A 23,178-nucleotide genomic window follows, 5' to 3' on the forward strand; every position below is an offset into this window, starting at 1 on the left:
TTTAACTCATTTATTTAAAAAATGTAGCAAAACAGTGATAAGTGATATTCTAAAGTCCGCTAATCTACATAAACAAGGGATTACTCTACAGAATTGTTTTTAGTATAGTTATAATTAAATGAATAATAAAAAACAATACCTAGCACAAGTGCATAACAAGCAAAAATTAACCAAATTGTTTGCCAATCCTTAACACCATTATGCGTACAGATGTCAACAACAACACCACTTAAAATTGAGCCAAAATAAGCACCAATTCCGTTGACCATGGTCATAAATAGTCCTTGAGCGCTAGCTCGAATATTTGAGTTAACTTCTTTTTCAATAAAAATAGAGCCTGAAATATTAAAAAAGTCGAATGCACAGCCGTAAACGATCATTGAAAGCATAAGTAGTGCAAACCCGAAAGGCGTTGGATCACCAAATGCAAATAAACCAAATCTGAGAGTCCAAGCAATTATGCTTATCATTATGACTTTTTTAATACCAAATTTTTTGAGAAAAAATGGGATAGTTAAGATAAACGCAACTTCAGCCATTTGTGAAACAGATAATAAGATAGCGGGGTATTGTACAATTAAACTATTTTGAAATTCCTGGGTTTTACCAAAATCATGTAAGAAAGCGCCACCAAAAGTATTAGTGACTTGTAATATTGCACCAAGCAACATAGCAAATAGAAAAAATACAGCCATTACTGGGTTTTTAAATAACACAAACGCATCTAACCCTAAATAAGAACTCCAAGACTGTTTTGGTTTTTTTTGCGTTTCGATATTGGGTAAGGTTGAGCTATAAATCGCAAGTATTAAAGAGGCAATGCAAGCAATATAGAGTTGAGCAGCGCTCAACTCTAATTTACATAAACTGACAGCCCACATTGCAATAATAAAACCTACTGTACCAAAGACGCGTATTTTAGGGAATGTGGCTACCGTATCTAAGTTATCTTTATCTAAACAGTGATAACTAATTGAGTTAGATAAAGCAATAGTAGGCATATACGCTAACGCATTGCCTAACATCGCCCAAAATAAAAGCGTTGCATTGTTTATTGATGCAGCATAAAAAAGTGCAATTGCACAAATGGCATGGCAAAACATATAAAGATGTTTGGCTTGCAAAAACTTATCAGCGATAATACCAACAATAAATGGGGTAATTAATGCAGCCAAAGCTTTAGTGCTAAAAATCATTGATACTTCAACACCTGAAAAGTGCAAAGTATTTAGTAGATAAGCACCAAAAGTCACCAACCAGCTTCCCCAAATAAAATATTGGAAAAACATCATTATTTTTAATCTATTTTTTATGTTCATTGTTTATTCCTAAAATAAAGTAAAATCTTTTATAGAAAACCACAAATAAAAAGTACTGATTAAAAACGTTCAATCGTTTTTGTAATAAGTTGTAAAAAGGTTGATTTAACGCGTTCTGCTGTTTCTATCACTTCTTCATGCCCTAGCGGTTGATCTAAAATGCCACAAGCCATATTGGTTAAGCATGAAATACCAATGGTTTTTATACCTGAATGATGCGCTATAATGGCTTCTGGTACGGTTGACATACCAACCGCATCGGCACCTAAAACGCGGATCATTCTAATTTCGGCTGGTGTTTCATAAGTTGGGCCAGTCCACCAAGCGTAAACACCTTCACGTAAGGTAATATTAAGTTCATTTGCTACATCCATTACTGTTGCGCGCAATTGTTTGTTATAAAGTTCACTTACATCTAAAAAGCGCACGCCTAAATCAGGGTTATTAGGTCCAATAAGTGGATTATTAGCAGTTAGGTTGATATGATCGGTAATCAGCATTAAATCGCCTGGTTTAAAGCCAGTATTCACAGCGCCACATGCATTAGTAATAATCAATTTTTCAACACCTAACATTTTCATCACTCTAACAGGAAAAGTGACTTGATCTAACGAAAATCCTTCATAATAGTGAAAGCGACCTTTCATTGCCACTACTGTTTTGTCGCCACATTTTCCAATAACTAGTTCATTGGCATGACCAACGGCGCCAGATTTTGCAAAATGAGGAATTGTGTCATAAGCAATATGAACGGCATCTTCAAGTGTATCGGCAAAAGGTCCTAGACCTGAACCTAAAATAATACCAATAGTTGGTTTTTTATCTGTGTGTTTTTGAATATAGTTAACGGCTTGTTGAATATCTGAAGTTTGATGCATGATGGTATCCTTTCAAAAAGTTAAATGCTAAAGTAAAACAGGCACAATAAAATAAATAATAATAACCTATTATTTAGCTTAATTGGATAATAAGCTTATAAAGTAACTAAAAAACAGAGTAAACTCTGAGGTATATATTATGATGATCTTCACTCAATAAATAAAGGTGAGAATGGCGGCATCTTGGATTGAATAAGATAATTTTTTTTATTCTTTATTATTCAATAAATTAAAAATTAATTTTTGATAATCAAAATTGATCAAGGCGAAAATCGGCATTAGATTAGTCGATCTTCACCAGAATAGATCACGCTTTTATCACCTCTAAAAAATCCTAATAACGTCAAGTTACACTGTTTGGCTAAATCAACAGCCATTGAGGTTGCAGCTGAAACCGCTAACAAAATCTCTACACCACAATTAGCCGCTTTTTGTACCATTTCGTAGCTAGCACGGCTTGATACTAATACCACGCCTTGTTGAAAGTTAGCGTTGTTAGGCAATTGCATTGCTCTAAATCCAAGCAGTTTATCTAATGCCACATGCCTGCCAATATCTTCAAAACCTGCTATAAATTGCCCTTTCAAATCTAACCACACGGCCGCATGTGTGCAACCAGTCTGTTTACCTACATGTTGAACTTGTGATAAATAGTTTAGCGTAGCACTAAAATCAGTTAGCTTAATCTGGCTTGTTAAAGGCAAAGAAGGAATGGCTTGGTAGACTTGATCTATTTGCTCAGTGCCACAAATACCGCAGCCTGTGCGCCCAGCCAAATTACGGCGTTTCTCCTTTAGTTCACTAAAGCGCCGAGACGAAAGTTCAATTTGCACTTCTATACCTTTGGAGCTATCAACAACATCAATACCATAAATATCATTAACCGATTGAATGATATTCTCAGTTAATGAAAACCCAATTGCAAAATAATGTAAATCTTTTGGTATTGCCATCATTACCACATGAGAAATTCCGTTATAAATTAATGCAATTGGTTTTTCAATAGCTAGTGTGTCAGGTTGTGGATTTTGTAGTTCACTATTTTTAAATTTACGCACAAGAATTGATTCAATACCGATTGTCATAATTTACCTCTTATTAATTGGGTTATCATTAAAGCTATCATAAGTGTAAGCTCAAATGTTAATAAATTTAAAAAACGCTAATGCCGTGTAAAATTATACAATAGATAGTGCTCTTAGCTCTAAACGCCTAATATTATGGTAAAATGGTTGATTATAATCAATTGATAGTTCACAAGCTAACCCATGTCACTACACGAAATCACATTGACAACCATGCAATTTATTGAGCATCATCAAATTTGGGCGTTGCCGATTATATTTTTATTAGCATTTGGGGAGTCATTGGCGATTGTCTCGCTTTTGGTTCCTGCTACTGCTGTTTTATTGGGGATAGGCGCTTTAATCGGTGGTGGTGCAATATCATTTTTACCTGTATTAATTGCTGCTACCGTGGGAGCTGTTTTAGGGGATTTCTTATCTTATTGGTTAGGAAAGCACTATCATCAACAAGTTATTGCTTCATGGCCTCTCAATAAACACCCTAAATTAGTTTATCGTGCCGAACAATTCTTTTTGCGTTATGGAGTACTAGGAGTGTTTATTGGGCGCTTTTTTGGACCATTACGTGCAATTGTGCCATTAATCGCTGGCACAATGCATATGCCAACTGCCAAATTTAATCTGGCCAATATTGCATCTGCACCCGTCTGGGCATTTGCATTGCTTGCTCCCGGCGCTTTCGGTGTGCCATGGCTAGAAACACTATTTAACTAAATGGTACCAACAGTATAACTACGACGCCCACTTTTGCGACCTAATGCCTCCAAATTGGTTTGTAATGGTGGAAATGGTAATGTTAAATGATGCTCACGATAAGCTTCAAGTATTAGCTTATGTATAGCGCTTCGGAGCATCATGCGGTGTCCCATTTCGGCAGCAAAAACACGTAACTCAAACAATTGAATACCTTCTTGAATATCTACCAAAAAGACTTGAGGTTCAGGATCGTTAAGCACATATTCACATTCATTTGAAGCTTGTTGTAGTAGTTTGATAACCAGATCACTATCAGCATCAATGGTTGCAGGAATGGTTAACACAATACGCGTTATCGAATCAGATAACGACCAGTTTACCAATTGTTCCGTAATAAAAGCCTTATTAGGCATTACAATTTCTTTGCGATCCCAATCCACAATGGTAATGGCGCGAGTATTTATTTTAGTGATGTTGCCTGTTAAATCACGAATTGTCACTGTATCACCAATGCGTACTGGTTTTTCGAATAAAATAATTAGACCCGAAATAAAATTGGCAAATATTTCTTGTAAACCAAAACCTAACCCAACACCGAGTGCAGCAATGAGCCATTGAATTTTAGACCAATCGATACCAATAAAAGAAAACGCAATCATGCAACCTACCATCAAAATAATATATTTTGAAACGGTGGAAATAGCATAACCTGTTCCTGGAGCTAGCTCTAGATGCTGTAAAATGCCTAACTCTAACAAAGCAGGCAAATTTTTGACTAACTGCACGGTAATTGTCATGACTAAAATCGCAATGCATACCGCTCCAAGAGTAATGTATTGCTCAATTTCAGTGCCGTTAACAATAGCATTTGTTTTCCACAGTTTAATATTATTCATAAAGGCAAAAGCTGAATGTAGTTCTGACCATAACAAAATCATACTAATGAGCGCAATCATCATAATAATTGATCTCACTAAATGTAAAGATTGAGCACTAATAGCATCTAAATCAATAACGGGTTCATCAACGTTGTCGCTAAGTGAATTAATATCTTCATCGTGTGATTTGGCACGTTGCATGCGCTCTAAGCGGCGTTGCTTGGTACGTTCAAATTCAATACGGCGCTTTTGGATCCACATCCAACGGCGAATCATAAAATAAATAACTAACAGCGCAAACCAAATAATGACCGATGCTTCAAGACGCCCCAATAGCACTTGGGCAGTCGATAAGTAGCCCAAACAAGCCGCAATAATGGCAAGCCATGGTGCACTCAATAAGATAAACCATAAAATATGACTTAATAAATTATCACCAGAGCTTTTTTTATCAATATAAAGAGGAACCCCTGCACGATGAATGGCGTTAGTCATAAACACTAAAGCAAAGCAAAGACAAATAAACGCCGTGCGACCAATGGTGGCAGCAAATTGACGATTGTTGTACTCATCAAAACTCATGACTATCATCACTAATGGAATCACAAGCCAAATCGAAAGTTGATAATATTTCATAGCAGCACGTACGCTACGTTCAGGCCAACCAAAGTGGGCAATAAAAAGCCCATTCGATGAGGCAAAATGGGCTGAAATAATAAATACCCATAAAATTGGTGCTGCCGCATTCACCCCATAACCTAACGCAAAGGCAACGGGATAATCCCAATTAATCTGCAACGCATAACCAAACACCGCCCACAAAATTGGTACTGGTAACGCCATAATTAATGAAAACATAACCACTTTTAGCGTTAAAGAATAACTATCTTGTGTTACTTTACCGACGCGGCTCGCTGATTTATTTAAAAAAATGTTATATTTAGCGCGCATCTTAAAATGCGCAAACACAAACATTAACGACAAAATAATTAAAAACAGTGGCTTTGGCGCACTAAGCACTTCTGCGCTCGCATTATAAAGTTGTGAAAGGGTATCGATTGAAAAAATCGCATAAACCACATCTTTAGCTAAGTTGATTGGATAGCTCATCGATATTGGGTTGACATCTGCCACCCAAAAAAAGTAACGATGTGCAGCATCGTTCACTTCGTCAATTGCATTGGTGAGTTGCTTATTTGCAATTTTTAATTTAGTTAATTCTAATATGGTGGTATCCGTGCCAGAAATAAGCGTCTTAAGTAATTCGGTTTGTTCTCGAATTAAACGGCGATATTGCGTGGCCTCTTTCACACTATTAAGTGGATTGGTTAAAGTTGGATAATCACCTAAGGAAGTTAAAATATTGCTATAATTAAGTTGTTGGGCTTTTGCTTCGGCAATTTCGGCATCAAGTGCTTGCGATTTAGGTTTTTCGGGTAAGCGTAATAATTGTTGACGTAAAGTTTCGCCAAGCGCTGTTGAAAAGCTCAGCCATTCACCTTGCTCATCAAGCGTGGCTAGCGTATTTTGTACATGTGAAATCTGTGTAGTGATATTGTTTTGTTCATTAATAATACTGGTTAAATGCGTTTTTTGTAGCTCCATATTTTGTCTGAGCTCATCATTTTTATCACTCAACTGGTGAACAACTTGTGAAAGATCTTCTTCATTATTAATGATTGGCATGGTTTCTTCAGCAAAGGTGAGTGAAGAAAACAACACCACAGCAAGGCACAAAACACTACGAATCCACATAAAGCTATATCCTATTGGCTAATTTTTGACCCACACGAGTAACATCCCCCACCTTAAGATAGCTTTCAAACTCAATGGCATTTGATGCAAAGAGCGTAATAACCGTTGAGCCTAATTTAAAGCATCCCATATCTTGCCCTTTGGTTAATTGTATCCCTTCGGCATAATTCCAGCGTTTCATAATACCTTCACGCGGTGGCGTAATAATGCCTTCCCATAGCACTTCTATACTACCAACAATGGTTGCACCAACTAAAATTTGTGCCATTGGCCCCAATTCGGTTTCAAATAAACAAATCACACGTTCATTACGTGCAAAAATATTAGGAATGCTTTCGGTTGTTGCTTTATTGACTGAAAATAGTGAACCAGGCACATAAATCATCTCACGCAAAATACCGTCACAAGGCATATGAAAACGGTGATAATTTTTAGGTGATAAATAAGTGGTTACATATGAACCATTTTTAAAAAACTTAATCATATCAGCATGACAAGCAACCAGTGACTCTAAAGAATAAAAATGCCCTTTAGCTTGTAACATTTGGGTATCTTGAATAGTACCAAATTGGCTAATGACACCATCGGCCGGCATAATAACGGAGCTATCTCCAGTATCAATCGGGCGAGCATCATCATTTAATTCACGAGCAAAAAAGTCATTAAATGTTTTAAACGTTTTTGCATCGCTAATTTTTGCTTCGCTCAAATCTACTTTATATAGTTTACAAAAGCCCATAATCATCCATGTTGTGACCTTTCCCAACTGTTTTTTGGCAAGCCAACCAAATATAGCGGTTAATAACTGTTTAGGTAGAAGATACTGAATAATTGCTTTTAACTGATTTAACATATATCACTCTCAATAAGTTCGCAAATGCGAACATTATAACAATATTTACACATAAAGTGTAAAACGACTGAATCTTATAAGATATGATATTGGTTACTTACATTTTTAACACATTGCAAACCATAGAAAGCAATATTGTTCATCATTGTATGCATTGGTCACCTAAGTTAGATAAAATTTATTTAACAAAATGGTATAAAAGTAATGAAATAAAAATTCACTTAGTGAATCATTACTTGAGCAGAAAACCTGTACTTCAACTTGATGATGGATGACAATTGATGCGTATTTTGTCACCATAATTAATGAGTAGTGAGGGCTATTTAAAACGCCAAAATGAAAATTTATTAAGGCGTTATTCTTGTCGAATTTAAAGCAAAATTCACAATATGGCGGTAAATAAAAATTATTTTATCCATAGGTATTTTAGTACTTAATTTTTAAATGAAATAGTCATATTATTTAATTATACGCTACTACTCGCTAAAAAAACAAAAAAGACTAAATTATCGATAATAAACACAGGAATTAATATACATATTGACCATTTCATATAACTAAAAAAGCTGGGCATGTTAATCTTATTTTGAGTGGCAATGCTTTTGACCATAAGATTAGGCGCATTTCCGATATAACTCAGTGCACCCATAAAAACCGATCCCATTGATATAGCGAGTAATGTCTTGTTAAGTGTTGTCATTAATATTACCGCATCACCCGATGCCAAATTGAAAAAAACAAGATAGGTTGGTGCATTATCTAAGAAGCCCGAAAGCAAACCGGATAACCAAAAGTACATACTATTAACCGGCTCGCCTTGAGCGGTGGTTACTAGCGATACTAAAGGCGCTAGCGCGCCGTTGCTACCCTTGTGCAAAATAGCTAGTACAGGCACAATAGTAATAAAAATACCAATAAATAGCTTTCCAACTTCAACGATGGGAGCCCAATTAAATTCATTAACTGCACGTACTTGTTTCGGGGTTATTTTTATCGAAATTATTGTTATGGTAATAAAAATAATATCGCGAATTAAATTAGGTAAAGTAATGTGTGCATCTAAAACGGTAAAGTAAATTGATGAGTGCCAAATGCCCGACATTAGTACACTAGCAATAATTACCAATAATAAAAAAATATTTCTTATACCATAAATTTTAACTTTTGCACTTTTTGTGGTTGAAGTCAAAGTGGGCAAATTACCATATTGTAAACGAAAGTAGTGGCAATCAATCATATAATAAATAACTAATAACAACAATGAGTTAAGTAAAATCGGCAATAACATATATTTAACTGTCCAGCCAAAATTAACACCTTTTAAAAAACCAATGAATAAAGGTGGATCGCCCAGTGGCGTTAGTCCGCCACCAATATTGGCGACTAAAAAGATAAAAAAGATAACCGTGTGCACGGCGCAGTTTCGCTCTCGATTGGCTCTGATTAAAGGGCGTATCATTAACATTGCTGCACCTGTAGTACCCATGATTGAGGCTAATACCGTTCCGATTGCCAGTAAACCAACATTTAGCTTGGGTGTGCTAAGCACATCGCTTTTAATCAAAATTCCGCCTGAAACGGTAAATAGTGCCAACAATAACAAGATAAAGGGAAGATATTCCACCATAATTGCATGAACGGTAATATTGATGGCGGTTTGCAAACCAAATGAAAACAACAAAAAGGCTAAAAATAACAACGTCCAAAAAATAATAATCTTGCCATAATGGTAGTGCCAAAGTTGTGGCAAAAATAGCGGAATTAACGCAATAGAAAGTAATATCCCCACGAAAGGAATCGCCCAAAGTAGTGATAAATCATATTCGTTAAAACCCATTGCATAAAGATCAAAAGGGAAAAGCAATAATGCAAAAAGTGATACCAGCGGTAAGTTAAAATAATTTTTCATGTCATTTTTTACTTTTTTAAATTGGTGCAATTATAACAAATAAAACTAAAATTAATTTTAAAAAGCGTTTTATTACTTTTTATTGATTTTTATCAATTAAATACCACAACAGAACAATGAAATATTATAATCACGCCATTATAAGCTGGCGTTAACCGATAGAGGGTAATAAATTTCTGTACTGATTATTTTTTAGTGATATTACTCTTGTTTTGCAATGTCGGTATTTTCGCTTAATTGCTCTAAATATTTTATAATAGCGGCTATTTAATTTTCAATAAAATAGGAACAGTGTGCCAGTATCATTCAAAAAGCCTTCTTTGCATAACCGTAATAAACATCAAAACGGTTATCATTTTGATCTGCTCATTCAAACTTTGCCTAGTTTAGCACAGTTTGTTAAGCCCAATGGTTATGGCAATTTGTCGATTGATTTTGCCGATCCTAAAGCAGTTAAAATGCTCAATAAGGCGCTTTTACTCCATTATTACCAGTTATCGTGGTGGGATATTCCTGATGGTTATTTATGCCCACCAGTTCCTGGAAGGGCAGATTATATTCATTCTTTAGCGGATTTATTAGCACAAGACAACGGTAATCAGATCCCTTGTGGCAAGCAAGTGAAAGTGCTTGATATCGGAGTTGGTGCAAATGTGATTTACCCTATTCTTGGGCGTGCTGAATATGGCTGGTCGTTTGTTGGTAGCGACATTAATCCGATCGCTATTAAAACAGCATCGTTAATTTGCCAAGCTAATAACCTATTAAATGGATCTGTGTTATGTCGATTACAGAAAGACAAGGCGGCAATTTTTAAACATATTATTAAACCCAAAGAATTTTACCTACTAACACTGTGCAATCCACCATTTCATTCTTCTGAGCAAGAAGCATTAGCCAGCACGCGTAAAAAGCTGACAAATTTAGGTAAGTTAACAAGCCCAACACAAAAAGCAGTTCTTAACTTTGGCGGGCAACATGCCGAGCTTTGGTGTCAAGGTGGTGAAAGTGTTTTTATTACAAAGATGATTAAAGAAAGTGTAGTGTTTAAACATCAATGCTTATGGTTTACTTCGTTAGTATCTAAAAAATCCTCATTAGAATTAATACAAAAACAATTAAAAGTGGCAGGTGTCATTGATAGTAAAATTATACCCATGGCACAAGGACAAAAAGTAAGCCGATTTGTAGCGTGGACATTTTTTAATAAAAATGAGCGTAAAGATCTTTTTAAAAAGATTTCAGGAAATACATCCGTTTCAATAAAAAACAACTCAGCATATTAACTGCATTTATTTTAAAAGCATCACAAAAGTAAACCAAATATGGGGAGAGGCGTGTCAATTTAGATTTTATTGGTGGTTGGATCTTAATATCGACACCGTTTTTAAGGTATTTAATAGAATAGTAAGTCGTTTTAAATAAAAACGTTAAGTATTGGTGGGTTATTTTACTCGCTTTGGATAAGCTTTGAGTAAATTGTTGTGTGCGTTTTGTTCTGATAACCAATAGGCGTAATTAAAAATAGTATACATAATTGGAATGATTAAATAGTATATTTAATAATAATTATTCAATGAAGAGCTAAACAATGAATAAAAAAATAACTGTAGAATATAAAATCAACTCGCAATATTTGTTAGATTCGTACTATGCTCAGTCAGGCGTGCTAGATAAAGAGTTTGCCGAGAGTTTAGACCGCTCAATAGCCGACAATATGCGAAATTTTCTAATCACATTTGATGATGAAAAAATGCTATTACATAATCAGGATAAAAGTGAAACCAATACTTACTATTATCAAGACTTTTATCAAATCCATAAAAAAGCAGATGGGTATCTATTTTTTGTTAATTGCACAATATTTTATTTTATTAAATTTGACCTATTTAAACCCGAACATTTAACAATATTAGACAATAAATTAAGACCATATTACGAAAAAGAGTGTGACGCACCATTAGCTGTTATTGACAATTACGAAGTGACAACAAAAAGAATCCTAACGGGGCTCAAGTATTTGTACCGTAATATAACGATCGGAATGTTTGTAATACTTTTTATTATACTGATAGATTTTATTTTTTATCAAATTTCTCTATCTATGCTATTGGGCTCTATTTTTGCCGTGGTTGGGTATCAATTGTGTTTGCGATTATCGGTGAATCGCATTGTTAAATCGGTGAATAGCGTTTATCGCCATGCAATTATCACATTTTATAATGATAAATTAGAATGCACATATAAAGAAAAACTATCTGGGTTTAAAATTAAATATTCGGAATTTTATAAGATAAGAAAATTAAAGAAAGGCTATTTAATACAAATACAAAAATATTCTTTTTATTTTCTTTTTTATGACGAATTTACTCATCAGCAACGGCAAAAACTTGAGGAAAGTTTTAAGCAAAATAAGAATTATTGTTAGTCATATTTGGTATGCATTTAATCTTACGCCTCTCAACTACCCAGAGGGATATTTTCTTGTCTTATTTTTACGGATGTTACGTTGTTATTTCTAAGATTAAAGTTAATGATTAAGCGAGAAAGCAATAATACATCTTAAAATAAGATAAATCATATCAAATCGATTTTTTATTGTTAATGATAAAAATTGTATATGCCCATTCCATCATAAAAAAGTGAATGTATAAGAAAGCGTAAATTCTTGCACTTGATGCTCAATGATAACCGATAACTTATCCATTATTTACGCTTAAACTTAACGACTATGCTTCACGGTTAACCTATTTTTCATGAAAAATAACGATTAACGCGCGGTAAAGATTGGTGAAATACCGATAGCTAATTGTGTAGCTTTTAGTTAAGATGGTTGATTATTAAATAACCAGTGTTAACGCAATACAATTTTCAATATACATGGGACATACCGATATGAAAAGTAATCAAACAGCTAAACTCATTGAGAAGCTACAAAGTATTATTGGACATAAATATACTTTAACTACTCCTAGCCGAACACTCCCTTACCGTCAGGGTATTCGCTTTGGTAAGGGAGATGCCTTGGCGGTAGTTTTGCCAGGCACACTTGTTGAGCAATGGCAAGTTTTAAAAGCTTGTGTTGAGGCTGATGTGATTGTGATTGCACAATCAGCGAATACAGGTTTAACAGGAGGATCTACGCCAGATGGCAATGATTATGATCGCCCTATCGTTATTGTTAGCACTCGTAGATTGGACGGGATTAATGTTATTAAAAATGGTGAACAAGTTGTTTGCTTGCCAGGTAGCACGCTCTATCGGCTAGAAAAAGAATTAAAAAAATATCATCGAGGTCCACATTCAGTGATTGGCTCATCTTGCATTGGTGCATCAGTAATGGGAGGCGTTTGTAATAATTCTGGCGGTGCGCTTATTCAGCGAGGACCTGCGTATACTCAAATGGCTGTTTTTGCTCAATTAGATCAGCAAGGGCAATTGCACTTAGTTAATCATTTAGGTATTGAGCTGGGGGATGAGCCAGAAACGATTTTGCAGAATTTGCAAAATCATACTTATACCGATAAAGATATAAATGCAGATGCAGGTTTAGGCCATGATGATCATTATTGTGAGCATGTTCGTCAAGTTGATGCTAATACGCCTGCTCGATTTAATGCCGATCCAGCCCGCCATTATGAAGCGTCGGGTAGTGCAGGACGTTTAATGGTTTTTGCTGTGCGCTTAGATACCTTTCCTTTAGAAAATAAATCAGCTGTATTTTATATTGGCACAAATAATATTACTGAATTAAATGATATTCGTCGCCATATTTTGCGTCAATTTAAAACCTTACCTGTGTCGGGCGAATACATGCATCGTGTGGCTTTTGATATTGCAGCTATTTATGGTAAACCAACTTTTCTTGCTATTCAGAAATTAGGCACAGATATGATGCCACGCCTGTTTGTTTTTAAGAATGTTGTAGATCGCATTACCGCTAAAATTCCGTTCTTTCCTAAGAATTTTTCGGATCGGTTTTCTATTTTTGTTTGTAAATTATTACCAAAGCACTTGCCCAAGTCGTTGCGCAATTATCGTGATTGTTACCAGCATCATCTTATCTTAAAAATGGCAGATGATGGAATCGCTGAGGCTGAATCTTTTTTAAAAGGCTATTTTCGAAATAAAAATGGTAATTATTTTTTATGTAATGAAAAGGAAGCTCAAGCAGCGATGTTACACCGCTTTGCTGCCGCAGGAGCTGCAACGGCTTACCGCAATGTGCATAGTAAAACAGTAGAAGACATTGTGGCACTTGATATTGCATTAAAACGCAATGATACCGATTGGTTTGAAACGCTACCAAAAGATATCGATCAACATTTTATTCACAAAATGTATTATGGGCATTTTTTCTGTTATGTTTTTCATCAAGATTATATTGCCAAAAAAGGTGTGGATTGCGATAAAGTTAAGCACGATATTTTAGCATTACTCGACCAGCGAGGGGCTCAGTATCCAGCAGAGCATAATGTTGGGCATTTGTATCATGCGAATGATGATTTGAAAAAATTCTATCAACAGATCGATCCAACAAATAGCTTTAACCCTGGTATTGGTAAAACATCAAAGAAAAAGCATTGGGCGTAATCACACCTAAAAATCTAACTGCCAAAAGTCAATTTGGCAGTGATTATTGATAGTTGTTAAATTGTAATGTGATAAAACAATTATTGCGCTTGCACATTACAATAATTTTTTTAATTGATATAGCATTTCTAAAGCTTGTTTAGGTGTTAAAGCATCAGGATCGATCTGTTTTAATGCTTCTTCGACTTCTGACGTTGCAGGCTCACTGATCATCAACGAAAGTTGCGATTTATCAATATGGCTACCAGCAGATTGTTTGGAAATAATTTCTAGCTCTTTCAATTTTTGTTTAGCTCGTTTTAATACTGCTTTGGGTACGCCAGCAAGCCCAGCAACAGCAATACCAAAACTTTTACTAGCCGCACCTTCAGATACTTCGTGAATAAAAGCAACAGTATTATCGTGTTCAATAGCATCAAAGTGGATGTTATAAACACCTTGCAGATGTTCAGGTAGTTGGGTTAATTCAAAGTAATGGGTGGCAAACAGTGTCATTGATTTGATTTCATTAGCTAAATTTTCGGCACAGGCCCAAGCTAAAGAAAGCCCATCATAAGTTGAGGTGCCTCGACCGATTTCATCCATTAAAACAAGGCTTTGTTCTGTGGCATTATGCATAATGTTGGCCGTTTCAGTCATTTCAACCATAAACGTAGAACGCCCTGAAGCTAAATCATCTGAAGCGCCAATTCGGGTAAAAATGCGATCTACTGGGCCAATTGTTGCTTTTGATGCAGGTACAAAACTACCAATATAGGCAAGCAACACAATCAAAGCCGCTTGACGCATATAAGTACTTTTCCCCCCCATATTCGGTCCAGTAATAATTAACATGCGTCTGCTTGGCGATAATGATAGTGAATTGGCAATAAAAGGCGTCTGTAATACTTGTTCAATAACCACATGCCGCCCATCTTTAATTTCTATACCTGCGTTGGTTGATAGTGTTGGGGTTTGATAGTTAAGTGTTAATGCGCGCTCTGCAAGGTTGGTTAAAACATCAAGCTCTGCAATGGCATCAGCGCTAATTTGCATATCGGCGAGTTCGGGCATTAATAGATCAAATAGCTGTTCGTAAAGTTGTTTTTCGAGCGATAATGCTCGCCCTTTAGCTGTAAGGACTTTATCTTCATACTCTTTAAGCTCGGGGATTATGTACCGTTCAACATTTTTCAGTGTTTGACGACGAGTATAATGAATTGGTGCTAAATGGCTTTGACCTCGGCTGATTTGGATATAGTAGCCATGCACCGCATTGAAGCCCACTTTAAGCGTATCAATGCCAAGAGTTTCACGCTCTCGTATTTCAAGCTGTTCTAGATAATTGGTTGCACCATCAGCAAGGCTTCGTAGCTCGTCTAGCTCTGCATTATATCCACCAGCAATCACACCGCCATCACGAATAATCACGGGCGGGGCATCAACAATAGCATGATTTAAAATATCTGCTATGCGATCAAATTGGTTTATTTTGGCACGCAATGTGATTAATGCGGGCGAAGTAAGGCAACTCAATAGATTTTGTAACTGTGGTAATAAATTATAAGCATCACGCAGACGAGCAAAATCACGAGGGCGAGCAGTTCGCAACGCGAGCCTTGCTAAAATACGTTCTAAATCGCCAATTTGTTTTAATAATGGGGTGGTATCATCAATATAATTTTGTAATTCACTGATCGCAAGTTGGCGATTTTGTAATATTGTCAAATTGCGAATTGGTGCATGTAACCAACGCTTAAGCATTCGGCTACCCATTGGCGTTTGGGTTTTATCAAGTATTTCAGCAACGGTATTTTCAGTGCCACCAGCTAGATTTTCAGTAATTTCTAGATTACGCCGAGTGGCTGCATCTAATACCACAAAATCATAGGCTGATTGTTTGATAATTGAACGTATATGAGGCAGCGCCGTGCGTTGGGTATCTTTAACATATTGCAATAAGCACCCCGCTGCACAAAGTGCGTAATGGCAGTCTTCAACACCAAATCCGACAAGGTCATTGGTACCAAATTGTAAATTAAGTTGCTGTTTTGCCGTTTCAAGGTCAAAATCCCATTGTGGGCGACGGCGTAAACCATGACGATGTTCAATTAATGGCATGGATTGAAAATCTTCGGGATAAAGCAATTCAACGGGACTTGTTCGTTGCAATTCGGCTTGAATTGCCTCGAAATTATCACATTCAAAAACAAAAAATCGACCTGAACTGATATCGAGTGTCGCATAACCATAATGGCGGTTTTGTTGCCAAATTGAAGCCAGTAAATTGTCTTTGCGATCCTCTAGTAACGATTCATCACTGACAGTACCTGGGGTAACAATACGAACAACTTTACGTTCAACGGGACCTTTACTGGTGGCCGGATCGCCAACTTGTTCACAAATAGCGACTGATTCACCGAGCGAAATTAACTTGGCTAGATAGCTTTCAACAGCATGATAGGGCACACCCGCCATAGGAATAGGCTCACCATTTGAAGAGCCGCGTTTAGTGAGCGAAATATCTAAAAGCTGCGAGCCACGTTTAGCATCGTCATAAAACATTTCGTAAAAATCACCCATGCGATAAAAAAGCAAAATATCGGGGTTTTCGGCTTTGAGTTTTAAATATTGCCGCATCATGGGTGTGTGGTCGGTGAAGTTTTCATTTTCATTCATAGTGTTATTTGTGTTTTTTATTTATATTTCAATATGTTGATAAATTCAATTGGTCTCATTAAATATCATTTTAACTCATAAAATCTCACTAATTCTTAATCATTAGTGTAACTAAAAGTATAACTAACATAATAGTTATCATCTTTTTATTATAACTGATTATTAGTTCATAGCAGAGGGGTATTTTATGGCAAATGGTGATCAAAAAGCATTATCACATCAAGCTATAGTAAAACTAAAGCCGAATGGTAAAGTATTATCCGATTGTAATGAAAATCGTGGTTTAAGAGTTGAGTGTTCAAAAAACTGGTAAAAAACGGTTTATATATAGATTTCGAAGAACTGATGGTAAATTAGTTGAAATGACTATTGGTTATTTCCCACAAATGCAATTAGCTGAGGATCGTATAAAATTGCAAGAGTTGAAAAAAATTCGAGAAAGTGGATATTGTCCTAGAGAGCTACGAGAACAACAAAAAATTAATGAACTACAACTTAAAAAAGCTCAAGAAAATAAATCTAAGTTTACCATTAAGAAAATGATTGATTTATATTTAACAGAATATATCCAAGATCGCCATACTAAAGATGGTAAAGTAATAAAAGGAGCAAGAAAGCTTAAAGGTCAAAATGAAGTTAGAAGAACACTATATGCTGATCCTGTACAAGTTTTAGGTAATAAATCTGCTGTACTATTTTAGGGGTAGTTACACGAGCGTTTTCATAAAAATATTTTACATGAGTTTTATATGGTGACATTTCGTAAAAAGCGCTATTCAGATTTAGAAACACTCCAAACAGATCTGGACAATTGGCTGCATTATTACAATAATGAACGAGCTCATCTGGGATACAGGGAAAAATGTGCTGTGGTCGAACACCAATGGAAACATTGCTTGATGGAAAACGGAACTGGGAAGAAAAAAATCTGAACCAGATTTAACCTGACAGAGACCCAATAAAAACTGGTAACTGTCGGATTAGGCTTGAGCTAGTACAATGCATACAAGTACTATTCTATGGGGACAATAATGTTTTCTTTTGCAACAACAATATTATTTTTTATAACGTAGCATTCGACCAGATGATCTCCAGTAAAACTGGTTGACTCAATTTTCTCTTTATTTCCATTATCATTAAGGATCTGCCCTCTAATACAATCTCTTCGTTCTGCTTCTTGACCTATGTTTAAGATTTTCCATTTTATAATATAGGGCTCTGGCACATCAATATCAGATGCAACAAAATTAAGTCTTTTATTTACTGATAATCTCCGAGTATGGGAACTTAGCCTGAATGGTCTAAATCCATTTTGTGTAACTATGCAATCTAATTTAAAACTATAACGAATATCTATAGGGTATTTATCTTCAATAAATTCTTCTGTATTACTAAAATTATAAGATAATTGAGCTCGCGATTCTGATAATTGTTTTGGTCTACAAGGGAATGCCGAACCATAGATTTTTCTCCATTTATCATATGCAATATCATTACCACCAGAATCAATAGCATCTAGGCACATTTCATAAGCTTTTTTTGCTGCTTGTTGAAACTTTTTTTTAACTTTAACTTGTTGGCGACTTCCTAATGCAAGATAATAATCTTGATCCCCTTGATCTTTTAGAAACTCAAAAAAATCTTTACTTAAATGATTATAGTAAGAAAAACTTTTATCATCATAATAAGTATTACTATTTAAGAAGTTATACGCTAATGTATCAATAAGTAATCCTCCCATGGCAATACCGTGATTATTTTTCCATGCACGCACCATTTTGCATAAGCAACGGAGATTGTTATTTTTATTATCAACAAACTCTTTCATTGCAGAAATTTCTTCACGGGGCTTAGTTATTTTCCAACTACCACCATCATAAGTGTCGGGATATTGAAAATTACCATCATCAAGTTCAAAAACCGGTTGTACCTCAATATAGAAATTATTAAATGTCACTGTTACAACTAATCTATCAACTTTTACCTCTGTTGTTGGATATCTACGTTGAATTACATCTTTAACCTCTTTTAGAAGTTTTGACTGTCCTCCTGAATTTTGATAGTCATACCATTTTGAATTAGGCATAATATAAAGCATATCTAGGTCAGAAATACCTTTAATAGCAGTCCATCTACCATAAGAACCAATTTGCAGCCTATTACTTGTTTTTGCGTCACTGCATCTATACTTCTTATTGAGACAGCAAGTAATTTCCTCATAACGAGAAGTAATTTGTTCAGAGTTATCAATTTTTAAATTAGCTAAAAACTCTTTAAACATATCAGTAACTGACATTATCAATTCCTTATCTAAGATTAGTTTTATTTTTTCTTAAAGCAGGTGGTAACATAAGATCTAATTCTTTTTTGGAAAAAGTTTGTTCTTCTTCATTTTTTAACACTTTCCGAGCTTCTTTATAACTTTTTGAATCAGTTTTTGGCGCATTCTTATAAATTTCATAAGTACGATTTTGTAACTCATCTCTTTTTTTAACCATCACACTCTTATCTAATTCATCTAAATCAGTGAGTAATGAAACATATTCCTCTCTTACCTTCCATAGTTCATGAGCAACTTTTTGATGCTCTTTAGTATGTTCGGATAAATTAGAATTTTTTAAGTACAAATTTATTCCCGTTAGTACGCCGGACAGCACTGCACTAATAGCTTTTGAGTAGAATTCATCATAAAAAAGTATAGATACAATTGAACAACTAATAATTGCAGATAGTATAATCTGAACCCATTTCCATCTACGATTATATTTATAAAAGCGTTCCGCCATCTTGTGATGACAAGTTTGGCTATAGACTATTTTTCCGTAAGCTTCTCTAATCTGAGCTTCTAAAGCTAATTTATAATTTTCTTTTGGACTCATGTTAATTATCTTAATATTTATTTAAATAAATCAGTTAAGTTCGATTAATAATCTTCTTTATTACTTTTAAATCCACCTCCATAATTTTAGCCATACTTTCAATGGCATGTCTACACATTTTAGTACCAAAAAGATAAGGTCATAGGTTGATTTTATATTCAATAGGTGACGGGTAATTTAAAGAAGAATGAAACCTATTGTCATTAAACCAATCTATATAGTGATTAAATGGCAACCTAAGCTGTTCAAGTGAATCAAAAATCGTGTTTGACACAAATTCAGTCTTCACCGCTTTAAATTTCGCTTCAGCAACGGTATTATCATAGGGATATCCCTTATGGCTTAATGAGCGTTGAATGCCAAATTCCTTTAAACATTCATCAAGTAGATGATTATTAAATTCTTTTCCTCTATCTGAATGAAATACCTGAGACAGGTTACACTAATTACTGCCAGTTTAATAAGGTCATTGTTATGATGGACATGCCACTACAGAATGTTTTATATTATAAGTCTTTATAAGTAGTTTTAAGTAAAATAAATATGGCAGAATATAAAAATCAACATTATGTACCTCAACATTATTTATCGCGTTGGGCAATTATTTCTAATCCCAATAAAAAGAATGAACGTCTTCCTTTTATATTGGATAAAAGTACTAACAATATAAAACAGAAAAATATTAAAAATTTATTTTCCGAAAGTTATTTTTATGATGTCAAAAAATTAACTGATCCTGAAACTAAACAATTACGTGATTATTTTTATAAAAAAATACCTATAGTTAATAGCGGAAAAGAAGTAAAAGATAGCGATATAAAAGAAATTATAGATAAAGGTATGTTAAGTCTTAGCCTTTGTGTCGAAAGAGCGGATAAAAATATCTCCATAGAAAAATTTTTTTTTAGTCAAATAGAAGCAGGATATAAAGTGATCGGTGATATTATCGATAAAGGAGAGCATGTAAAAAATATTCTGGACGAGAACTTAGTTAATTTGCAACTATATATTGCTTTTTTATTTTCAAGAACTAAATTTTTTCGAGCTCATCTGCCTGAAATTTATAAAGATATTGGCGTTGTTACTGATAATCCAGATAAGTTTTTTCCTTACTTGCTATTAATTGATACCTTTTTGGAAAGTTCTTTTTTCCATCAATATTATACCAAAATATCTCTTAAAAATACAAGGAAGCCTTTAATAACAAGTGATAATCCAGTTATATGGAGAAAAGATTATATTGTATTACCAATATCTCCATGGAAATATTTGAAATTTGCAAAAGATTCTTGCTGTTCCGATGCTATTTTATATGATGATGACAAATTTCTAAATTATTGCCAATATAATCAAGCAGATAAATATCTTATTGCTGCAACAAAAGAAGATTTTGATTTCTTAATAATCTGATAGTTTTTTTATTTTGAATGTTTTTGTTAGTTATTCCATATTCAAATGCTGAAGTAATTTATTGTCAGGTATCAATATTAAATGATAACTATAAGAGAGGAATCTAGTATGGAAATGTCTTCATTACGCCAACTTCACCAAAGTATGTTGCAGATTTCAGTTGATATGCAACAGTTTAGAATAACAACTGGATCCGCTAGTTTTGATTGCTTATTTTCTACAAGAGAAGATCCATTTATTTTAGCCTTGACTTCAAGAGGTGTTAACCCTCATTTTTTTAAATTTGAAGTAATGAAGGGATATAAAATAAGGCCATATTTTGATGGTTTCTATTATGAATTGGCGGAGGTACTGAATAATGGTTTTAGCACCGGAAAACTAGAGCCTAAAAAATTCTTAGACCAACTAAACACTTCTTTGCCTACAATAGCATCTATTCAAAATAACCCTACAGTAAGTGAAGTTGTACGGTTAAGACGTGATATTATAGAAGAAAGAGAAAAGCCTTATTTTGATACATGGATATATTGGACTAGCGAAAAAAGACCAAATGGAGCATCAGAAGAAAACCGAAAGAAAACTTTATTACTGCTTGGTAAAGATGCTCTTCAACATAGTATAAAAATGAAAGCCTCATCAAAATGGAGTTCAGTTGATTTGGGCCATAATTGGAAGATGTGATAACTTCCAATTATGATCTATTTGCTATCCTGAAGTGATTTAATAGATAAGGCGTCTTGATTAGATATCTTATAGGGATATAGGTAACGTTAATTGAGCTTATCAAATAGGCGAATATTACATTCATATCTTTTATGCCTACCTATTGAATTAGCTTTGTATAGGTGTTATTTTATAAATCTAACTTAAATATAAAGAGTATAAGTGTTTAAATTTTTTAGAATGTTATGCGTAGTGGCATTTGCGTTATTTATCGTATCATGCTCCACTTATAAAAGTTCTGCCGAATATCATATAGAGCAATGGCTAGCAGAATTTCATGCTAAATTTTTATCAAAAAGTCGTTTTTATTCTGAAGTTAAACCAACGGGTAATCAACCTAAAGCAAGAGTTACCGTTATTCAAATAGGGGCAAGTGATGTTAACGTAAAGATGCGGATATATGATGAAGCAACCCATTATGACAATGGTGGTATGGTTCCTTTTCGATTTGGTGATACAGAGGCCGTAACTCCGGTTACAGATATTCATGGCGTAACGGTTTTTGGTGATTACGTCAAACCATTAAGTCAAATTAATGTCATTCCAAATAAACCATTTATTTTTGGTTTTACAGTTGGAATGTCAACTAAAGTTGAACCTGGATGGTTTCGTCAAGGTTATACCAAGTTTTTTGTTTGCAATGGGATTAACCACGCATTTGAATTTACTCCTGAAGCAGGCAAAGATTATTTATTCTCCGTTGGCGCTAAACCGGCACAAGACGAAAACTACCATCTTTGCTTACTCAAGCTAGAAGAATGGGATAAAAGAACTAAACAATATAAAAAAATACCGTTTATACTTTATGCTAAAAAATAATGCTTATCAAAAATATCAAACCGCTTATACTGCGGTTTAACATTATCAATAAAAATAACACGCCAAATCAATCACTAAAAAGCAAATAAAAACATGAGGAAGATAGGAAGCCTTAATATCATCCAAAATTACTGTTTTTCCTGAAGGCTAAGTGGTTTGTAAAATCGGCACCATTTCGTTAAAGCCTCTGTGGCAAAAGTGGAGCAAATTTTTCTGCAAAAAATTTGAACATCTTAGCTATACTAAGATGACCTAGAAGAGGTGAGTATCATGGATGATACGAGTAATTATAAGTAGAGCGTATTGTGTGCTATGTGTAGGAATTAAAACCCCCCGCTTTAGTGTTATCATCAATCACTTATTTTATTTACAAAAACTAAAACGCCCGAAACCGCAACTTCCCTATCAGCTGTTTTTCATTCTAAAAACCAGTCAGGAAAACAATTGATTTTATTGAAGTTTTTATTTTATAAAAATTAGCGATTTTTTACTTAATTTATGCATGAGGGGAGGGGATTTTGCACAAAATCCCCGCTTTGGTGTTATTATTAATCGCTTATTTTATTTACAAAAACTAAAACGCCCGAAACCGCAACTTTCCCATAAGCTGTTTTTTATCCTAAAAATCAGTCAGAAAAGCTATTGATTTTATTTAAGTTTTCATTTTATGAAGATTAGCGATTTTTTACTTAATTTATGCATGAGGGTAGAGGATTTCGCACA

The 23,178-nt window shown here is 34.5% G+C and carries 17 protein-coding genes and 3 pseudogenes; 10 read left to right on the top strand and 10 right to left on the bottom strand.

Features of this window, described 5'->3' with window-relative positions; genetic code table 11:
• Positions 1-80: 80 nt before the first annotated feature.
• From A9G41_RS05695 to fdhD, 3 genes are all read right to left on the bottom strand, one after another.
• Positions 81-1,319 carry a nucleoside permease gene (locus tag A9G41_RS05695; protein WP_075539431.1) on the bottom strand — a complete coding sequence of 413 codons (1,239 nt, stop codon included), beginning with the start codon at positions 1,317-1,319 and terminating at the stop codon, positions 81-83.
• A gap of 59 nt (positions 1,320-1,378) precedes the next feature.
• Positions 1,379-2,197 (bottom strand): purine-nucleoside phosphorylase, encoded by an 819-nt coding sequence (locus A9G41_RS05700; RefSeq protein WP_065568446.1) that lies wholly within the window; start codon positions 2,195-2,197, stop codon positions 1,379-1,381.
• Positions 2,198-2,475: 278 nt separating this feature from the next.
• Positions 2,476-3,282, bottom strand: coding sequence for a formate dehydrogenase accessory sulfurtransferase FdhD (gene fdhD / locus A9G41_RS05705; RefSeq protein ID WP_075539432.1), 807 nt, complete (start codon positions 3,280-3,282; stop codon positions 2,476-2,478).
• Positions 3,283-3,465: 183 nt separating this feature from the next.
• Here fdhD and A9G41_RS05710 point away from each other — a divergent pair, with 183 nt between their 5' ends.
• Positions 3,466-3,996, top strand: a complete 531-nt coding sequence (locus tag A9G41_RS05710; RefSeq protein ID WP_075538673.1) for a DedA family protein — start codon at positions 3,466-3,468, stop codon at positions 3,994-3,996.
• Here A9G41_RS05710 and mscM read toward each other — a convergent pair.
• The 3 genes and pseudogenes from mscM to A9G41_RS05725 form a co-directional block, all read right to left on the bottom strand.
• Positions 3,993-6,491, bottom strand: a pseudogene (gene mscM, locus A9G41_RS05715) (miniconductance mechanosensitive channel MscM); the annotation flags it as partial. The gene A9G41_RS05710 and the pseudogene mscM overlap by 4 nt on opposite strands.
• Positions 6,492-6,618: 127 nt before the next feature.
• Positions 6,619-7,464, bottom strand: a pseudogene (gene asd / locus A9G41_RS05720) (archaetidylserine decarboxylase); the annotation flags it as partial.
• A gap of 466 nt (positions 7,465-7,930) precedes the next feature.
• On the bottom strand, positions 7,931-9,373 hold the full coding sequence (locus tag A9G41_RS05725; RefSeq protein ID WP_075539435.1) for a sodium:proton antiporter: 1,443 nt from the start codon (positions 9,371-9,373) through the stop codon (positions 7,931-7,933).
• 293 nt (positions 9,374-9,666) lie between these two features.
• Between A9G41_RS05725 and rlmF the strand changes: the two genes are divergently transcribed.
• The 3 genes from rlmF (at position 9,667) to dld (ending at position 13,966) form a co-directional block, all read left to right on the top strand.
• The gene (gene rlmF / locus A9G41_RS05730) at positions 9,667-10,659 is read left to right on the top strand and encodes a 23S rRNA (adenine(1618)-N(6))-methyltransferase RlmF (protein WP_075539436.1); all 993 of its coding nucleotides are present in this window, start codon (positions 9,667-9,669) and stop codon (positions 10,657-10,659) included.
• Between the two features lie 305 nt (positions 10,660-10,964).
• Entirely contained in the window at positions 10,965-11,801 is an 837-nt protein-coding gene (locus A9G41_RS05735) for a YcxB family protein (RefSeq protein ID WP_075539437.1), read from the top strand.
• Positions 11,802-12,268: 467 nt separating this feature from the next.
• The gene (gene dld / locus A9G41_RS05740; RefSeq protein WP_075539438.1) at positions 12,269-13,966 is read left to right on the top strand and encodes a D-lactate dehydrogenase; all 1,698 of its coding nucleotides are present in this window, start codon (positions 12,269-12,271) and stop codon (positions 13,964-13,966) included.
• A 96-nt stretch (positions 13,967-14,062) separates the two neighbouring features.
• Here the strand turns inward: dld and mutS are convergent, their stop codons facing one another.
• Positions 14,063-16,624 (bottom strand): DNA mismatch repair protein MutS, encoded by a 2,562-nt coding sequence (gene mutS / locus A9G41_RS05745; protein ID WP_065583456.1) that lies wholly within the window; start codon positions 16,622-16,624, stop codon positions 14,063-14,065.
• 187 nt (positions 16,625-16,811) lie between these two features.
• On the opposite strand from mutS, the gene A9G41_RS14695 reads away from it, so the two are divergent.
• The 3 genes and pseudogenes from A9G41_RS14695 to A9G41_RS05755 all read left to right on the top strand — a co-directional run.
• Positions 16,812-16,937 (top strand): hypothetical protein, encoded by a 126-nt coding sequence (locus A9G41_RS14695; protein WP_255305766.1) that lies wholly within the window; start codon positions 16,812-16,814, stop codon positions 16,935-16,937.
• Positions 16,915-17,325 (top strand): Arm DNA-binding domain-containing protein, encoded by a 411-nt coding sequence (locus tag A9G41_RS05750; RefSeq protein WP_065583455.1) that lies wholly within the window; start codon positions 16,915-16,917, stop codon positions 17,323-17,325. Before A9G41_RS14695 ends, A9G41_RS05750 begins: the two co-directional genes overlap by 23 nt.
• Before the next feature lie 12 nt (positions 17,326-17,337).
• A pseudogene (locus A9G41_RS05755) lies at positions 17,338-17,567 on the top strand (IS3 family transposase); the annotation flags it as partial.
• A 69-nt stretch (positions 17,568-17,636) separates the two neighbouring features.
• Here A9G41_RS05755 and A9G41_RS05760 read toward each other — a convergent pair.
• From A9G41_RS05760 to A9G41_RS14990, 3 genes are all read right to left on the bottom strand, one after another.
• Entirely contained in the window at positions 17,637-18,920 is a 1,284-nt protein-coding gene (locus tag A9G41_RS05760) for an SMODS domain-containing nucleotidyltransferase (protein WP_065583453.1), read from the bottom strand.
• A 10-nt stretch (positions 18,921-18,930) separates the two neighbouring features.
• On the bottom strand, positions 18,931-19,503 hold the full coding sequence (locus tag A9G41_RS05765) for an SLATT domain-containing protein (protein ID WP_065583452.1): 573 nt from the start codon (positions 19,501-19,503) through the stop codon (positions 18,931-18,933).
• A 139-nt stretch (positions 19,504-19,642) separates the two neighbouring features.
• A complete protein-coding gene (locus tag A9G41_RS14990; RefSeq protein WP_081295521.1) occupies positions 19,643-19,939 on the bottom strand; it encodes an IS3 family transposase in 297 nt (98 codons plus the stop codon).
• Between the two features lie 107 nt (positions 19,940-20,046).
• Here A9G41_RS14990 and A9G41_RS05770 point away from each other — a divergent pair, with 107 nt between their 5' ends.
• From A9G41_RS05770 to A9G41_RS05780, 3 genes are all read left to right on the top strand, one after another.
• On the top strand, positions 20,047-20,913 hold the full coding sequence (locus A9G41_RS05770; protein ID WP_065583451.1) for a DUF4238 domain-containing protein: 867 nt from the start codon (positions 20,047-20,049) through the stop codon (positions 20,911-20,913).
• Positions 20,914-21,021: 108 nt separating this feature from the next.
• Complete coding sequence (locus tag A9G41_RS05775; RefSeq protein WP_065583450.1) at positions 21,022-21,594, top strand: DUF6037 family protein; 573 nt, start codon at positions 21,022-21,024, stop codon at positions 21,592-21,594.
• A gap of 204 nt (positions 21,595-21,798) precedes the next feature.
• Entirely contained in the window at positions 21,799-22,455 is a 657-nt protein-coding gene (locus A9G41_RS05780; protein WP_179854683.1) for a hypothetical protein, read from the top strand.
• Positions 22,456-23,178 lie beyond the last annotated feature (723 nt).

The organism is Gilliamella sp. Nev5-1, from assembly GCF_001690895.1.
Classification (GTDB): domain Bacteria; phylum Pseudomonadota; class Gammaproteobacteria; order Enterobacterales; family Orbaceae; genus Gilliamella; species Gilliamella apicola_C.

Excerpts from the sequence above, each read along its gene's own strand:
- A9G41_RS05695 (WP_075539431.1), bottom strand. The coding sequence starts at position 1,319 with ATGAACATAAAAAATAGATTAAAAATAATGATGTTTTTCCAATATTTT.
- A9G41_RS05700 (WP_065568446.1), bottom strand. The coding sequence starts at position 2,197 with ATGCATCAAACTTCAGATATTCAACAAGCCGTTAACTATATTCAAAAA.
- fdhD (WP_075539432.1), bottom strand. The coding sequence starts at position 3,282 with ATGACAATCGGTATTGAATCAATTCTTGTGCGTAAATTTAAAAATAGT.
- A9G41_RS05710 (WP_075538673.1), top strand. The coding sequence starts at position 3,466 with ATGTCACTACACGAAATCACATTGACAACCATGCAATTTATTGAGCAT.
- A9G41_RS05725 (WP_075539435.1), bottom strand. The coding sequence starts at position 9,373 with ATGAAAAATTATTTTAACTTACCGCTGGTATCACTTTTTGCATTATTG.
- A9G41_RS05735 (WP_075539437.1), top strand. The coding sequence starts at position 10,965 with ATGAATAAAAAAATAACTGTAGAATATAAAATCAACTCGCAATATTTG.
- dld (WP_075539438.1), top strand. The coding sequence starts at position 12,269 with ATGAAAAGTAATCAAACAGCTAAACTCATTGAGAAGCTACAAAGTATT.
- mutS (WP_065583456.1), bottom strand. The coding sequence starts at position 16,624 with ATGAATGAAAATGAAAACTTCACCGACCACACACCCATGATGCGGCAA.
- A9G41_RS14695 (WP_255305766.1), top strand. The coding sequence starts at position 16,812 with ATGGCAAATGGTGATCAAAAAGCATTATCACATCAAGCTATAGTAAAA.
- A9G41_RS05760 (WP_065583453.1), bottom strand. The coding sequence starts at position 18,920 with ATGTCAGTTACTGATATGTTTAAAGAGTTTTTAGCTAATTTAAAAATT.
- A9G41_RS05765 (WP_065583452.1), bottom strand. The coding sequence starts at position 19,503 with ATGAGTCCAAAAGAAAATTATAAATTAGCTTTAGAAGCTCAGATTAGA.
- A9G41_RS05770 (WP_065583451.1), top strand. The coding sequence starts at position 20,047 with ATGGCAGAATATAAAAATCAACATTATGTACCTCAACATTATTTATCG.
- A9G41_RS05775 (WP_065583450.1), top strand. The coding sequence starts at position 21,022 with ATGGAAATGTCTTCATTACGCCAACTTCACCAAAGTATGTTGCAGATT.